The organism is Neptuniibacter sp. QD72_48, from assembly GCF_047778065.1.
Lineage (GTDB): Bacteria > Pseudomonadota > Gammaproteobacteria > Pseudomonadales > Balneatricaceae > Neptuniibacter.
Map to the genome: position 1 here is coordinate 1,093,186 of NZ_CP180547.1, position 14,318 is coordinate 1,107,503.

The window sequence follows — 14,318 nt, forward strand, 5'->3', positions numbered from 1 at the left end:
GGGTAGGGAATGGCAACAACACTTCTAACATTAAGTAGACAGCATTCGGCTGGAAAAATCTCAACCGCCGACTACCGAGCGCAACGTCGTAATCTGGTGAATGAACAGGTCTTTCAGGTGGAAGATTGCACGCAGCCAGGTTTTGTTAACGAGCCTGAATTGGCCGAAGTGGTTGACTCAACTTTGCCTCCCGCTCAAACAGCGGATGAGCAAAGTGCGAATCAAGCTGCAGCTTTTCGCCATCCGAATTCGTCCGCTGTCATACCAGAACCTCCGCAAACACCGGCTTATACAATCAGCGAGAGATCTGAAAATCTGGTAGAGAGCAGTACGTTAAATACACGGAAAAGGCTTGAGGAATTGTCAAAACCTAAGTCTGAACCGGCCTATAATCATCAACCTGCTGAAGCACAGCATGTCTCATATAAAAAGATCTTATTAGCGTTGTTAATAGGCCTAGTTGTGACATCAATTATTACCGGCACCATGTTACTAACGCGAGATGAAAGACCTGCTATTGTTGTCGAAGACCCATTAATCACCAGTACCAACCTGCTTCTGGATAATCCTGATTGGCAGGTCGTTGATCTCAGAGTCTACCGAGTCCAGATAAAAGCGCAGAATCGCCCCATGCTGCCAGAACAGCACGCGCTTTTAGATTCAGTGAATCTCTATCTATCTGTACCGCTAGGCGGCACTGCTAGCGAACTGGATGTAGAGGTTCAGTTACTTAAAGAAGATCTATTGGTATTAAGAAACGTTAAATAAAGAATTGGAATTTTTCTAAGGAGAGAATCATGTCAAAAGCGGCCCGTTTAGGCGATATAGGCTCAGGCCATGGATGTTTTCCACCTACACCTGTCATTGCTGGAAGTGGCGATGTAGTAATCAACGGAATTCCTGCGGCAAGACAAGGTGATCCACTAGCTCCTCATGGCTGCGGCAATTGCCCTCCACATGGCCGATCTATATCCGGTGGCTCGGGCACTGTATTTATCAATGGCAAGCCTGCCGCAAGAGTGGGTGATGGCATTGATTGCGGCGGCTCTATAGCAGCTGGATCGGGTGATGTGATTATTGGTTGAAGTAGCTAGTGGCTAGAGCGCTGCGCTTCTAGTGGCTAGCGCCGAAGCCTTTACAGTGTCTTTTCAATCTTGAACGAGGCCAGAGTAAATTTAATGCTATTCATGCTAAAAATTACTCTGACTCTAATTATTTTGACTTAGTTATATTAAAGTATTCCAGGTAGTGATACCGGTGAAGATAGGAAGAATAAAAAAACGGCTAAGTAAAATAGCGCATGTATTCCTGCGATTGCGCCTGAAACTAACTTAACACGCCGGGATTTAGCACCAATACATATAACAAGACAAAACAGCCCAATAACCCAGCCTGCATAGACAAGGTACATACCTGTTAATATTCCTCCATCAGGTAGAGATAAAGCAATCATCAGAATGACCATGGTTAGCACAAAGCAATTTAGTATCCATTGGTAAATTTCGCGCATAAAAATCCTTTTTATTCAGTCCGCTTATTCTTGCGCTGGTTTCATCCAGCTTGGGTGCCGCCATTAAACAGATCGATCTCTGGGCCTTGGGTAGGCTTAAAGCGTTGCTCGGCTTGGAGTTCAAGTAGTGCCTCTTCAAACTCAACATCATCCATGGAGAACCAGTAATCTGGTTTGCGATTGTTGTTAGCATCCCAAGCCGCCGTGGTGGGGTCTTTTGCTCGGGCAGGCTCCAGTTCCGGTACATCAGACATCGGCTGGCTGGTGTCCATATAGCGTTGTATCAGGTTCCAGATTCGCTTTAACTCATCCGGTTGTTCGCTGGTGGTGAAGGTATGCAGGGGAATGCTGTCGGAGTAGCGATGATATCGGTGTACCAGATGGAGTTGATAGCTGAGTATCCCCTGATGGTTGGGAGTACTGACCAGATAACAGTCAAACTCCGAGAAAGGGTGGCTGTAAAGCTCTTTATTGTTTTTATACCGTGTCACCCTGCCAGTGCTACGGCTGAAGGTAAAATGTTTAACTGCTTTCATAAACCAAGGCATGGGCAAGTATCCACGGCCCGAAGCTTCGAAGTAGCCCCAGATTAGGGCTGAAGGGAGGAATATATATACTGTATATACGTATATAGTGCTTGTAAGGTCAGCGTATTGAAGTGTTTCGTGAATTATTGGTAAGACAATTATGGTTAAAATAAACACTGGACCTAGTATTACTACTGCACCTTTAGCAAACATAGTTAAATAAAAATAGATCCACCCCCATTTATTTAATGACCCTGCATTGTATTGGTTCTCATCCCAGTGGGTTTCGCCTTTATTTTCTTTAAGGCGCTGCTTGATCTCGGTTGGTGTGGGCTCCTCTATCATACTAACGGGAACAGCTTCGTTAGCCCGACTCCACGGCAGCGGATCGCCGCCCTGTAGAAGCTTTGTTAGGACGCCCTGTTCGGGACGGGGTTTCTGGTTGCTGTAATACTGACTGTCCCAGACGCTATCTTGATACTTGCCTTGCGGTGTTTCAATTTTATTCATCATAAGTCCTGTCATTGTTCCCAGCCAAATTCATCGGCCCACCAGTATTCCCCTTTGGTAAAGGTTGGGGTGGTGCTTGGGCTGCCGGCTTCTTTCTCTTTGTTTAACGGCGGGGTCGGGAAAGTATGTTCACCAATCAGTGCAGGAATATTGTTAGAGTAAGAGGCTATTTCTGAGGAGTTATAGTCCATCATGATGTTGCATATCCGTATGTATAGACCACTTCGCTCGCGAGAGGCTAGGACGCTGCGCTTCTAGTGGCTAGCGCCCAAGTCCTTTCTATTTTTAAGCTACGAAAGGCTCGTCCGGTTTCTTCCAGCGTAATATATCTTCCGCTTGAAGAGGAATGGATTGTTGCTCGTTTGCTCTGCGTTTCAGTTCCGCTTGATATTGTTCCTCATCCATATTGCGCCAGAAGTGGCTATCACGGCCAGTTTCTTTGTCATACGCCGCTGTCGTAGGGTCTAGGTGGCGATAGGCCTCAGACATAATGTTGTCCGGCATTGGTCGGCTGATATCCATGTACTGCTGCATCATATTCCAAAGCTGATAATACTCTTCAATAGGTGCGGTGAAGCCAAGTAAAGCGCCTAGGTCAACAGTATGCTTAGAGCCGTTGTAGCGATGAATTAAACGCATGGTGTAAAAGATCTCACCGTAATTGCCTGGGTTGGAAGCGAGATAGCAGTCAAATTCATGGAAGGGAGCGGCGAAAACCTCTTTATCTTTTTTGTAGATATGAACTTGACCTGTTTGGCGGCAGAGTTCGTAATCTTTACGTATTTTCATAAAGAAAGGGACTTTGCCGTTTCGGCCAGCGATTTTATGGTAGTAAAGCTGGAATAGAGCACTTGAGCCGTAAAAAATGCAAGAAAAGTAAAAGAGTGCTTGGAACGACATTTGGGCGTCAGGGTGGTTATGATTTCCATCCAAGTACAATACTGTGTATCCCATTATTAAAGAGAGTATTGTCAAAGGGAGGAAAAACTTTAGAAAAGTTTCCGTCGAAACTCCAATGAAATAAAAAAGCGCTAAGCCGAGGTTTGCTTTGCCCTTTGTATAGTTTTGGTGGTCCCAAGGGGATGCCATTTTCCGATCTTTGTAATCGTCTAACTCAATTTCTTCGGACAAGGAATAAGGCACTTGCCCTGAAATTCTGTTGAAGTTAAGGCGGTCGGCATTTGCTAGTTTAAATTTACCAAAGACGGTCTGTTTTAGCTCAGAAGGTTCGGATAAAGGTATGTTGTTAGAATCGTACGCCGTTTCTGAGTACTTTTGTTCCATCATTATGTAGCATTTCCGTATTTATAGACCGCTTCGCTCGCGAGTAGCTAGGACGCTGCGCTTCTGGTGGCTAGCGTCCAAGTCATTTCCATTTTTAAGCTACGAAAGGTTCGTCTGGTTTTTTCCAGCGTAATATATCTTCCGCTTGAAGAGGAATGGATTGTTGCTCTTTTGCTCTTCGCTTGAGTTCGGCTTGATATTGTTCCTCATTCATATTGCGCCAGAAGTGGCTATCACGGCCAGTTTCTTGGTCATACGCTGCTGTCGTAGGATCTAGATGGCGATAGGCCTCCGACATGATGTTATCCGGCATCGGGCGGCTGATATCCATGTACTGCTGCATCATATTCCAAAGCTGATAATACTCTTCAATAGGAGCTGTGAAGCCCAATAAAGCGCCTAGGTCAACAGTATGCTTGGAGCCGTTGTAGCGATGAATTAAACGCATGGTGTAAAAGATCTCACCGTAATTGCCTGGGTTGGACGCGAGATAGCAGTCAAATTCATGGAAGGGAGCGGCGAAAACCTCTTTATCTTTTTTATAGATATGTACCATGCCTGTTTGGCGGCTTAGCTCATAATCTTTACGTATTTTCATAAAGAAAGGGACTTTGCCGTTTCGGCCAGCGATTTTATGGTAGTAAAGCTGGAATAGAGCGCTTGAGCCGAAGAAAAGGCAAAAAAAGTACAATAAAATCTTTAACGTTAGAAGGGCCTCAGGATCATTATGATTACCATCAAAGTAAAGCCCTGAATACATTAATATAAAACCCACTACGGTTACAGGCAGAAAGAATTTTAAGAAGGTCTCTGTCGAAACACCAATAAAATAAAATAGCGCTAAGCCAAAGTTAGCTTTGCCTTTAGTGTATGTTTGGTGATCCCACGGAGATGCCATTTTCCTATCTTTATAGTCGTCTAATTCAATTTCTTCAGACAGTGAGTAGGGTACTTGTCCTGAGATTTGATTAAAGTTTAAGCGATCAGCATTAGCGAGCTTGAATTTTCGAAATACAGTCTGTTTTAACTCGGAAGGTCCAGTCTCAGGAATATTGTTTGAGTTATAGGCTGTTTCTGAATAGTGCTGATCCGTCATAATGTAGTATTTCCGTATGTATAGACCGCTTTGCTCGCGAGAGGCTAGGACGCTTTGCTTATAGTGGCTAGTGCTCTATTTGGTTCTTTTGTAGTTTAAGCTACAAAAGGTGCGTCTGGTTTTTTCCAGCGCATGATGTCTTCACCTTCCAAAGGAATGCTCTTTTGCGCTTCTTCTCTACGGGCTATTTCAGCTTTGTATTCTTTTGGAGTCATATTGCGCCAAAAGTGGCTATCACGGCCAGTTTCTTTGTCATAAGCAGCAGTCGTAGGGTCTAGGTGGCGATAGGCCTCAGACATAATGCTATCCGGCATCGGGCGGCTGATATCCATGTACTGCTGCATCATATTCCAAAGTTGGTAATACTCTTCTGGCGGGGCAGAATTACCGATGATTCCACCTAAATCTACTGTGTGCTTTGTACCTTGATATCGATGTACCAACTGCATGGTGTAAAAGAGTTCACCGTAGTTACCCGGATTTGATGCTAAGTAGCAGTCGAATTCGTAGAAAGGTGCAGAGAATACTTCTTTATCTTTTTTATAAATATGGACCATGCCAGTTTGGCGGCAGAGCTCGAATTCGCGATAGAATTTCAAAAAGAAAGGCGGGGTATCGTTGATGTAGGCGAGTTTTCGATAATAAAGCTGATAGAGAGCGCAAACCACAAAAAAAGAAAAGCAATAAAGAGAGAACTCAATAAACCAAGTATTAAATTCGCTTGTATTTTCGTTCTCAGATATAGCTATACCATAAATTAAACAAAGGCCTATGATAGTAATGGGTAAGAAAGATATTAAAAGAACATAGGTAAACGAACCAATAAAAAAGAACAAAACTGACCAAATATTTCCTTTTCCTTTGATATAGCTATTATGGCTCCAAGGGCTTTCCAAGGTCCTGTCTTTATATTCATTAAACTCAATGTCCCCTGAAAATGAGCCGGGTATCTGGTTCGTTACCCTGTTAAAGTTAAGCTTAGTGGCATTGGCTAGTTTAAACTTGCTAAGTAGGCTTGTATCGAGAGCTGATTTTTCTTGCTTTGGTAACTTGGTAGAGTTTAAGGCGGTGTCTGCGTAGTGCTGTTCCATATTAATATTCAATCCCTTTTTCGTAATCGCTTAGCCAGCCTAGCTGATCGGAGTCGGAAAAGTCAGGATGGTCACTGATCTTACTGAGCGAAGCTTTGCCTTTATGCATCTCCGGAGCTGGAAAGCTGTAATCGTTTACCTGAAGTTTTAACCTGAGTTGCCACTCAGAATAGGTTTTATTAACGAGCTTTTGGGCTGCTCCTAGGTGGCTTTTACCTGTAGCTGACTTTAAATAATGGATCATGCCATGATCGGTCTGAAAACTGTATAGCGTTTTGCTTGAGAAGGCCCTGCCTGTTTTAATGGGATGCCCTCCCATTATATTACCACCGCTCATTTGGCGCTTTATTTCAACTTCTTGTAGATCTAGTTGATAGTTGGCCTGATGTTCTTCATTAGAAAGCAGACTTTGGATGTTCCCATTGACTGTAATTTGGGTGTCAATGCCGGTTTGTTTAAGGTATTGGTAATGTTCAGCCGGGAGTTTTCCTTGTTTCAGGGGCTCAATTTTAACTTGGGTATTGAGCATAATATTAATTAGGTGATACCACGCAAAGGCTGGATCATTATTTAGATCTACGTATTTTTCTGCATCGGAACCATATCCGAAAGGACCATGTTTTAACCAGATCTCTATTTCTTCATCAGTTAATAATATTGCGGCAGCAAGAGCTGCCAAAGTACCTGCAATAATTAACCAGCCTATAGGCCCTAGCGCAGCTTTAGTGATAATTCCGTAGAATGAGGTGAGTAATAGTCCTGTACCTGCGACACCCATGGCGATGGCGGCATCCTTGTCTTGCCTTTCAAGAAGCCTTAGAGCCTCCCAATAGGTCATTACTGCCGTAAATACGCCCGCACCAAAAGACATTATGTTCAATACTGAGATTGCTCCAGGAATAGTTTTTGCTAATGTCGGGCTGAGGCGCGCTACAATGGGCTTTGCTAGCTTAGGCATTGCGACGACTTGTTGGGTCCATTTCGGGGTGTAGCTATTAGAAATAAATTTTAATAATTGAAGGCTTGCTACAGTAAGATCAAGGGTTGCGCTTAGGGTATTGAGACCTGAGAATGCTTTTTCGTCAAAGTTGAAAGCTTTTATTACTCTGGAAAGATTAATCAACTCCAGTGCAGCAATAAAATAAGGAACCCTATATTTCGTAATGGTTCTTTGTGCGCGTAAACCCAGTGATAGGTCAAGTCGTTGTTGCTCAGTAAGCTCATCTACAGGAATGTGAAGCAGTTTAAGGCCTTTCAGTGCGGTAACGCCTCGGTCAGTATCGAGCCCTTGTTTAACTGTCTTTGGGTTTGAATTGAGGTTAACTGTCTGATTAGTATCAGGGCTGTGTATTTTAAAGGCCGCTTTTTGTTTCCTCTCATATTTATCTTTTTCTAAACCAGTTAATCCCCACTTTAAACCATCGCCTTCCACGCCAATGATTAGATGCTTCCCAGATATAACATTACTTACATCATCAAAACGCAGTTCTTTAAGGGTTTCGTTAGCGATTGCCTTTAGTTGTCTTAGGTTACTAACAAAAACCTTTTCAAACTGGGTCTTATAGCTAACTTGTTTGAGCTGGTCTGAGCTGATCACTTTAAGAACGGCATTACTGTATATAGAGATAATTTCATCAGTAAATAAGATCGCGCGGCGAACAACTCCGAATCCCTCGTCAGTTTCTGTATCGGTGGCTTTAAAAATTGCTGCAGCCATACCTATTTCTACGGTATGTAGTTCTTCATCTAGGTTCAGATTAGTTTCGTTCCAGCGCGTTAAATTTGCTGTTGTTGCTAGGCCTGAACCATCATTTTTGGGTGCGGGTGGGATATAGGCAGCGTCTAAGGGGACTTCTGTTTTATTAGGAAACAGTACTGGGTGTAGAGGGTGACTGCTGTCTTCTTCGATGATTGCTATTAGTGTGTTAGTTGCCGCGTGTTTTTTCCTTTCTTCTGGCGCAATCAGAGGGTTATCCATTTCTGCATCGATCAGTAGGGCATTGATAGCAGGGCAACAGAAGAGGTGAGATGTGGCAGCATTTACGCCGTTTAGGGCACCCATGTCACGGATACTTTGTACTAAGGTTTTATCGCTCAGCAGTTTTGATAGCCCATACTGCATTGCTGGAATCTCTTTTGTGTATTGGCTGCGTTCTGCTGTGCGTAAGGTGCGATGAAAGGTGCCGTTGCTGCTTAAGTCCATATATTTACTGTACTTACGCAGCTCGTTCCGCTTGCCATTATGGTTCTCTGCCAGAATTAGGCGTGAGATAAGTTCGGCGCTAAGGAAGTGGTCTTTGTCTTCACAGAGTTGTTTTATTTGTTGAAAATAAGCGCTGGCTGATTGGATTAGGTGTACGTGATTTCGCACTTTAAATAAAGGGTCTTCAGCTGTAAATGTGCGTAGGTGGTTTTGTTTTGCTTGAGCCCAGCAGTCTTTTTCTGGCTCCGATGTCCAGATATCTTCTGGAAACAGAGGTTCTTTGTCGTTGGCGATAGCGCAGGCGGTTGCTCGTAGTGCGTAATCTGCTTTGCAGCGTAGGTCTCCAAAAGCGGTGGATACATACTCTGTATCATCAGCGAGTAGTTTTTGTTCTTTTTTGACTACGTCATAGCGTTCTTTTAGGAAGGTGCCTTTAACGTCCCTTGTTAATTCGACAGCATCTGATACTAGCATCTCTATATCAGGTGAGCGGTTGCGCATTTCTTGTAGATTCGAGACTTTGCTAATTTTACTTCGCTTCATACGGAGCTTAAGTTGGTCTTGGTTTTGCTCTAAATAGTTGATGCGCTCAGCCGTCCATTGTACTTCTGAGAATGCGATCAAAACACTTCCATCAAGTTTGGAGCCATTTCTTTTACCGGGAATCCAGATCTCTGTGAGTGGTACACCGGTAGTGTCACGTTTGCCTATTTTGATGGGATTCGACTTAAGGCTATCCGCCCATTCCAAGTGGTTTACGGGTGTTTCGCGAAAAGACTGTAGATTCACATCACGGAATGTATATTCGTCACCGGGGATTACTTCGATTTCACGCCATACTTGGAACCTTGAGCCATAAGGGGCTTTATAAGCGATATAGATAAAGCCTCCACGGGGTGGGGCGATATGATCCAACTTATATTCTGCATCCACACTTTGCATAAATAGTGAGGGTAGGCAGGCATGGAGGAGGTAGTCTTGCTCTTGGTTTTCTTTACGCTTGGTTTCATAGGCAGAACGGAAAAGGGGCAGTTTAATGGGTTCCCCTTTTTCGGTTTTAACTTCTAACCAGACGTTATTGGAAACTTCGCCAGTCCAATCCCAATCGTAAATGGTGGTTTCATCAAGCACTAGTGTTTGTTTAGTCGCCTCGATACCGCTTTTAGCCGTTTTATCTAATGTATCGTAAAAGCGTATTTGGTGTTCATCCCCATGGTTGATACCCGTGACTTCAATATGAAAACGGTCTTTTTCACAGGCTGCTTTTTTATGGCCGTTATTCTGCATTGTGTAACTCCATGTCCTGTTGTTGCATCCTTTCTAGCAGCGATAAACGTTGGGGGTTGTCTAACTTTTTAAGCTGGGCTAATAGTTTTTTCGCGTGATCAGGGTGTTGGTTGATCGCTTGGAAAAATAGATGGGTCATCTCTGTGTTATTAAACATGTCGAGGGTTTCAGCCTGTATGGTCAGTGCTCGTATGTTTTTGAATTCAGAGAGGCTTAGCTCAATCTCATCACTTGTTTGCCAATTAAGAATCAGTTGATCGATCGGCCCAATCTTTAAAGCTGATTGTTGTGTTTCGGTTAGCGCGTAATCTTGGTTGGTATTTACAACTTGTAGCTGATTATCAGCTGCTTCATTAGTTTGGACTCTCCAAGCGATCTCATCTTGAATGTTTGCTAACGGTGAATGCCAGATAATGGCGCTGATGCAGTTCATCCATTCAAGGGTGTCGGCTTTAGATGATTCCGAGAGCAGGTAGTGAGCCACGGCGGGAAGCTGGTAGTGCAGTACGCCTTTTTGTTCATTTCCAAATTTTACAAACAATCGATTACGGAGCAGTGTGATCAATTGTGAAAAGCTAACCTCTGTTGGCGCATAGATTAAGATCCCTTGCCAACCTGTTTTTGTTTCGGCGTTATGTTCAAACACTTTTAGAATCGCGCTCTGTTCTTTGATTTCGCACAGCCATGGGCTGGCATGACTCAAAGACTCTAGTGGAGTTGTTTCAAATAGAGGCGCTCGATAGGTATCAGTGTTTGCATAGAGATCGCGCAGCATCTCTTTATGAGGGCTTGCGAGTAGATACAGGCGCTGAGAACTATCGATATCTGTTTTTAGCCGAGTAATTAGATTATTGAGCTTCATTTGTTGTTACCGCACGGGCAGTGGCTTAGCGGGCAGCTACCATCTTTTTGTAGCTGGCACATTTCGGTAATTGGGAGGTTCGCTTGGCGATCACTCTCCATGCGGTGGGCCATAAGTGCAGATGCACTCCAAGGTGATTCTGTAGCCAACTGCGGCGTCACATTACCTGCTTTGTCTATATCTGCTTCAAGCGGTGGTGTTGGTGGAATAGGTGAGGCTTTTTGCGCCGAAGGAGCTGAGCCGCCTGAGTTAAGGTTTACCTTTGCACCGTTAACCGTTACGCCGCCCGGGTTTACATTAATGCCGCTGCCACCGGCGGATAAAACCATATCAACGCCAGCTTCGAGTACGATTTTGTTACCCGCTTTGATATGGATATTTTGACCGGCACCGGTGGTTTGATTCTGTTTGATCTGGATATGACGTTCTTTATCGACAATAAGATGCTGATCATTGTCGCTTTGGCGATGGAAGTTACCGTCCGTTAAGGCGTTTTCTTTCGCGCGGAATTCACGGTATTCGTTGTTGATCTGTATCCAGTGATGATCTTGGCCGACCCATTCTTTGTGATCGTTTTTAACGCGTTGATCAAAGTCTTTTTGGGCGTGAATAAAAACTTGTTCTTGAGCTTTTAAGTCTTCGATGCGGATCTCATTAAAGCCTTCTCCGCCTTTTGTGGAGTTGGTTTTAATGGTGCTCATGGTTTTGCACTCAGGAAGCGGGTAAGGAGTGCGGTTTAAACCATGATAGACCCTGCCGGTAATGATAGGGCGATCTGGATTACCATCTAGGAAATCGACAATGACCTCTTCACCAATACGTGGAATAAAAATGCCGCCGAAAGCGCCACCAGCGTGGTTTTGGCTGACCCGTATCCAGCAGGAGCTTTGTTCATCCATCTGGCCTTCGCGATCCCAATGGAATTGCACTTTAACGCGGCCGTGTTCGTCGGTGTAAATCTCTTCACCTTCGGGACCGGTAACAATTGCCGTTTGGGTACCTTTTATTTTGGGGCGAGGGGTTTTTCTTGCTGGGGTAAAAGGCGTTGTAAAAGGTATACCGTGAATAAGGTTGGTATATTTAGAGCCTTCGGTTGTTGCGCCAACTTCTAATACTTGTGGTTGCGCACAATTATGCTCAATGTGAGTAATTAAATACTCAATATTATGCGTTTCAACTTCGTGATCAGTTAATTCAAAACTATAGCCAGGAAGTAATCTATTAATATCTGATTCGGCAATAATATGTTTTCTAAAACTATTATTCGCTTGGTTTAAATTCGTTGATAAAGCATCACCGCGATCAGATTCAATAAACTCACCAGGGTATTCGTAGATCTCCAAAGGGGTATCTAGTTCGTGGCTATCATCAGAAGTTAGAGTGAGATTGGGCTTTTTAAAGTCGTAATCTCGTATGGATACTTTGCCACTTTTAACGGCCTCTCTATAGCGGAATTTGAAGATGTGCTGTTCGCGGACTGCACCTTGAGCATCATGAAAGTAGGGCAGCTCTCTTTCGCCGCTAATCGGATGATTAGTTAGTGATGAATCAGTAAAAACAAGGATATGCTTGTCATAGTGGTGTTCGAAGTAGTAGTGAATCCCTTCGAATTCTAACAGGCGTTGAATAAAGTCTTTATCGCTTTCTCTGTACTGAACGCAGTATTCTCTCGGTGTATAGGGATTACTAAGCTCAAAACGGAATTCATCAGTCTGTAGGCCAGATTCTGTAAGGGTTTGAGTAATGATTTCTTGTGCAGATTTAAATTGAAATATACGGCTGTTTATTCGATAACGAAGCGGCCATAACTTGGGAACAAGGGTGATGTAATAGGTGGTTTGCTTAACCCCGGTTTCACCTAGTTCTGCGGTAGAAATGATGCCGTGAATGTAGCGAGTATGCTCATTTTCATCACAGCTTTGATCCAAAAGCTTTACCACTGCTGAGCGGTTAAGAAGCGAGACGAGGTCTATTTCTGGGTTTTCAGATACAACTTCTAACGATATTTCAAAAGCCGTTGAGAGGGTCTCAAAACCACTCATACGTACGAGTTGAAAGGTATCGTCTTGCTCTGCAATGTTAAAGAAAAAGCGTTCTTCATCCGCTTTCAGAAACATGTAAGTTCCCTCTTATGTTCCTATAGGTTGGGCCAGTAAAAATAAAGATGCTTCCCGCATCTAAATAAAGTTTGTCACCATAACCTAATGCATTAAATAAGTTAATTGTTTTTATTAGCAGGTTGTGTGCCAAAGCAATAATATTTATTTTTGAATTAATGTTCGTTTTGTTATTGCGAATAAAAATTCTCATTTACCCAAAAAAAAAGGGGTTTTATGGGGCTTTTATTCTCATTTATATTGCTGTATCTTGCCTGCACAAATTGATCCAATGGTAGTAAATTACATTAAGTAAGTAGCCTTGTTTCATTTAATACGGATGTTGGTTTTTAATGTAGGGATGATTTATGTCGGCTATTTTGCAGCTCAGACTTATTGCGTTTAGGGGATTGGCACCAGCTGTTTCTCAAATGCGCGAGTTTGATCAAGACGAGGTTCTTATCGGTCGTGCGCCAGATAATGACTTTGTGGTCGAAGATCCTGAGCGTTACTGTTCCCGATACCACGCCCGTTGCTACCGCGCCGATAATCAATTCTTTGTTGAAGATACAAGCACTCCTGGTACTCAAGTTAATGCAGGGCATCACTTAGGACGAGGGCATCGTCATCGCTTAGTGAGTGGTGATCTACTGCATATTGGGGAGTGTCAGATTCAAGTTGATCTTATCGAGTCTGCTCAGCCAGTAGCTGCCCAAGAAGTGGGTGCTTTTTCCATCGATGATTTCTTCTCTGATGGTGGTGCCTCTGATCAAATTGAAGCACCTGTAAATAAAGTTCCACTGCCTAATATTCCCCACACGACCTCTGCAGATTTTTACGATTCCATAGCGCCGCAAAATAATATGCCTCCTAGACATGTTGATGGCTATGAGGTTGAGTCGCATGAGCAGCATTTTGCTGATCCAGCTACCTCCGTAAGTATTGAGCAGAATGCTGCCCAAGCTGTAACTATGCAAGCTGTAACTATGGATGATGCGCCAGTAGCGCCTGTCCCAGTAGAGCAGCCTTACATGGAGCAGCATTTGGATGCTTATGATCAGGCTGTTGTGATGCCTGAGGTCAATGCAGCACATGTCAGTTCACAGATCAGTGACGCACTAATCCCTGAAGTGCAGCCGGTTCCTTCGACCGTTCAACAGGCTCCAGTTCATGAGGCTGTAGTTGAGGAGGCTTTAGTTCAGGAGGCTATAGTTCAGCAGGCTTCAGCTCAACAAAGTCCGGCCCAGCAAGCTCCTAAAAGTGATGTTGATAGTTTAGCGATTAAAGCATTTTTACAGGGTTTAGATGTTCAACCTTCTGATCTTGTAGGGCGAAATAAAGAAGAGATTATGTTCTCTGCAGGTCAGATGCTGCGAGTTTTAACTCAAGGCATTATGGAGATTTTGCTTAGCCGTAATGATGTAAAAAAAGAGTTTGGCATGGATGTTACTCGCATTGGTGCTCAACAGAATAACCCTCTTAAATTTAGCCAGAACTCAGGTGAAGCGATGATCAAACTGCTGACCGAGGCTGAAGGTTATATGTCTGCAAATGAGGCAGTTAAAGAAGGGGTTGTGGATGCAAAAGCTCATCAAGTGGCAGTTATGTCGGGTATGCAGAGCGCGATTGTATCTATGCTAGAGCGTTTTCGACCTGAATCACTCGAAGAGCAATTAACTTCGAAGTTTGTCCTTTCCCGGAAAGGTAAATACTGGGAGATGTATAAGGACGCATACCAGCAACTTGTTTCTGAAGCAGAGGATGATTTTAACGCTTTGTTTGGCGATGAGTTTACTCAGGTTTATCAGCAACAGGTTCGAGAGATCGAGTCGAGTTATTCGCAAGATTAATT

12 protein-coding genes are annotated in these 14,318 nt (G+C 43.6%); 3 read left to right on the forward strand and 9 right to left on the reverse strand.

Annotated features, from left to right (window positions below):
* Window positions 1-9 precede the first annotated feature (9 nt).
* Window positions 10-768 (forward strand): hypothetical protein, encoded by a 759-nt coding sequence (locus tag ACMXYX_RS04755; protein ID WP_415897753.1) that lies wholly within the window; start codon window positions 10-12, stop codon window positions 766-768.
* Window positions 769-797: 29 nt separating this feature from the next.
* The gene (locus ACMXYX_RS04760) at window positions 798-1,085 is read left to right on the forward strand and encodes a type VI secretion system PAAR protein (RefSeq protein WP_415891242.1); all 288 of its coding nucleotides are present in this window, start codon (window positions 798-800) and stop codon (window positions 1,083-1,085) included.
* A 146-nt stretch (window positions 1,086-1,231) separates the two neighbouring features.
* Here the strand turns inward: ACMXYX_RS04760 and ACMXYX_RS04765 are convergent, their stop codons facing one another.
* The 9 genes from ACMXYX_RS04765 to ACMXYX_RS04805 all read right to left on the reverse strand — a co-directional run bounded on the left by ACMXYX_RS04765 (window position 1,232) and on the right by ACMXYX_RS04805 (window position 12,487).
* Window positions 1,232-1,510, reverse strand: coding sequence for a hypothetical protein (locus tag ACMXYX_RS04765; RefSeq protein WP_415897754.1), 279 nt, complete (start codon window positions 1,508-1,510; stop codon window positions 1,232-1,234).
* A 41-nt stretch (window positions 1,511-1,551) separates the two neighbouring features.
* Entirely contained in the window at window positions 1,552-2,547 is a 996-nt protein-coding gene (locus ACMXYX_RS04770) for a hypothetical protein (RefSeq protein WP_415897755.1), read from the reverse strand.
* 11 nt (window positions 2,548-2,558) lie between these two features.
* Window positions 2,559-2,741: a hypothetical protein gene (locus ACMXYX_RS04775; RefSeq protein WP_415897756.1), complete on the reverse strand. Its 183-nt coding sequence runs from the start codon at window positions 2,739-2,741 to the stop codon at window positions 2,559-2,561.
* A gap of 91 nt (window positions 2,742-2,832) precedes the next feature.
* A complete protein-coding gene (locus tag ACMXYX_RS04780; protein WP_415897757.1) occupies window positions 2,833-3,834 on the reverse strand; it encodes a hypothetical protein in 1,002 nt (333 codons plus the stop codon).
* 91 nt (window positions 3,835-3,925) lie between these two features.
* Complete coding sequence (locus tag ACMXYX_RS04785) at window positions 3,926-4,927, reverse strand: hypothetical protein (protein ID WP_415897758.1); 1,002 nt, start codon at window positions 4,925-4,927, stop codon at window positions 3,926-3,928.
* A 95-nt stretch (window positions 4,928-5,022) separates the two neighbouring features.
* The gene (locus ACMXYX_RS04790; RefSeq protein WP_415897759.1) at window positions 5,023-6,018 is read right to left on the reverse strand and encodes a hypothetical protein; all 996 of its coding nucleotides are present in this window, start codon (window positions 6,016-6,018) and stop codon (window positions 5,023-5,025) included.
* 1 nt (window position 6,019) lies between these two features.
* The gene (locus tag ACMXYX_RS04795; RefSeq protein ID WP_415897760.1) at window positions 6,020-9,508 is read right to left on the reverse strand and encodes a hypothetical protein; all 3,489 of its coding nucleotides are present in this window, start codon (window positions 9,506-9,508) and stop codon (window positions 6,020-6,022) included.
* Complete coding sequence (locus ACMXYX_RS04800; RefSeq protein ID WP_415906552.1) at window positions 9,498-10,370, reverse strand: DUF4123 domain-containing protein; 873 nt, start codon at window positions 10,368-10,370, stop codon at window positions 9,498-9,500. The genes ACMXYX_RS04795 and ACMXYX_RS04800 overlap by 11 nt, the downstream gene beginning before the upstream one ends.
* On the reverse strand, window positions 10,367-12,487 hold the full coding sequence (locus ACMXYX_RS04805; protein WP_415897762.1) for a type VI secretion system Vgr family protein: 2,121 nt from the start codon (window positions 12,485-12,487) through the stop codon (window positions 10,367-10,369). The genes ACMXYX_RS04800 and ACMXYX_RS04805 overlap by 4 nt, the downstream gene beginning before the upstream one ends.
* A 347-nt stretch (window positions 12,488-12,834) precedes the next feature.
* Here ACMXYX_RS04805 and tagH point away from each other — a divergent pair, with 347 nt between their 5' ends.
* Entirely contained in the window at window positions 12,835-14,316 is a 1,482-nt protein-coding gene (tagH, locus tag ACMXYX_RS04810; RefSeq protein WP_415906553.1) for a type VI secretion system-associated FHA domain protein TagH, read from the forward strand.
* Window positions 14,317-14,318 lie beyond the last annotated feature (2 nt).

What these genes read in the sequence shown, in the direction of transcription:
- ACMXYX_RS04765 (WP_415897754.1), bottom strand. Translation starts at nt 1,510, where the DNA reads ATGCGCGAAATTTACCAATGGATACTAAATTGCTTTGTGCTAACCATG.
- ACMXYX_RS04780 (WP_415897757.1), bottom strand. Translation starts at nt 3,834, where the DNA reads ATGATGGAACAAAAGTACTCAGAAACGGCGTACGATTCTAACAACATA.
- ACMXYX_RS04760 (WP_415891242.1), top strand. Translation starts at nt 798, where the DNA reads ATGTCAAAAGCGGCCCGTTTAGGCGATATAGGCTCAGGCCATGGATGT.
- ACMXYX_RS04775 (WP_415897756.1), bottom strand. Translation starts at nt 2,741, where the DNA reads ATGATGGACTATAACTCCTCAGAAATAGCCTCTTACTCTAACAATATT.
- ACMXYX_RS04785 (WP_415897758.1), bottom strand. Translation starts at nt 4,927, where the DNA reads ATGACGGATCAGCACTATTCAGAAACAGCCTATAACTCAAACAATATT.
- ACMXYX_RS04800 (WP_415906552.1), bottom strand. Translation starts at nt 10,370, where the DNA reads ATGAAGCTCAATAATCTAATTACTCGGCTAAAAACAGATATCGATAGT.
- tagH (WP_415906553.1), top strand. Translation starts at nt 12,835, where the DNA reads ATGTCGGCTATTTTGCAGCTCAGACTTATTGCGTTTAGGGGATTGGCA.
- ACMXYX_RS04770 (WP_415897755.1), bottom strand. Translation starts at nt 2,547, where the DNA reads ATGAATAAAATTGAAACACCGCAAGGCAAGTATCAAGATAGCGTCTGG.
- ACMXYX_RS04805 (WP_415897762.1), bottom strand. Translation starts at nt 12,487, where the DNA reads ATGTTTCTGAAAGCGGATGAAGAACGCTTTTTCTTTAACATTGCAGAG.
- ACMXYX_RS04795 (WP_415897760.1), bottom strand. Translation starts at nt 9,508, where the DNA reads ATGCAGAATAACGGCCATAAAAAAGCAGCCTGTGAAAAAGACCGTTTT.
- ACMXYX_RS04755 (WP_415897753.1), top strand. Translation starts at nt 10, where the DNA reads ATGGCAACAACACTTCTAACATTAAGTAGACAGCATTCGGCTGGAAAA.
- ACMXYX_RS04790 (WP_415897759.1), bottom strand. Translation starts at nt 6,018, where the DNA reads ATGGAACAGCACTACGCAGACACCGCCTTAAACTCTACCAAGTTACCA.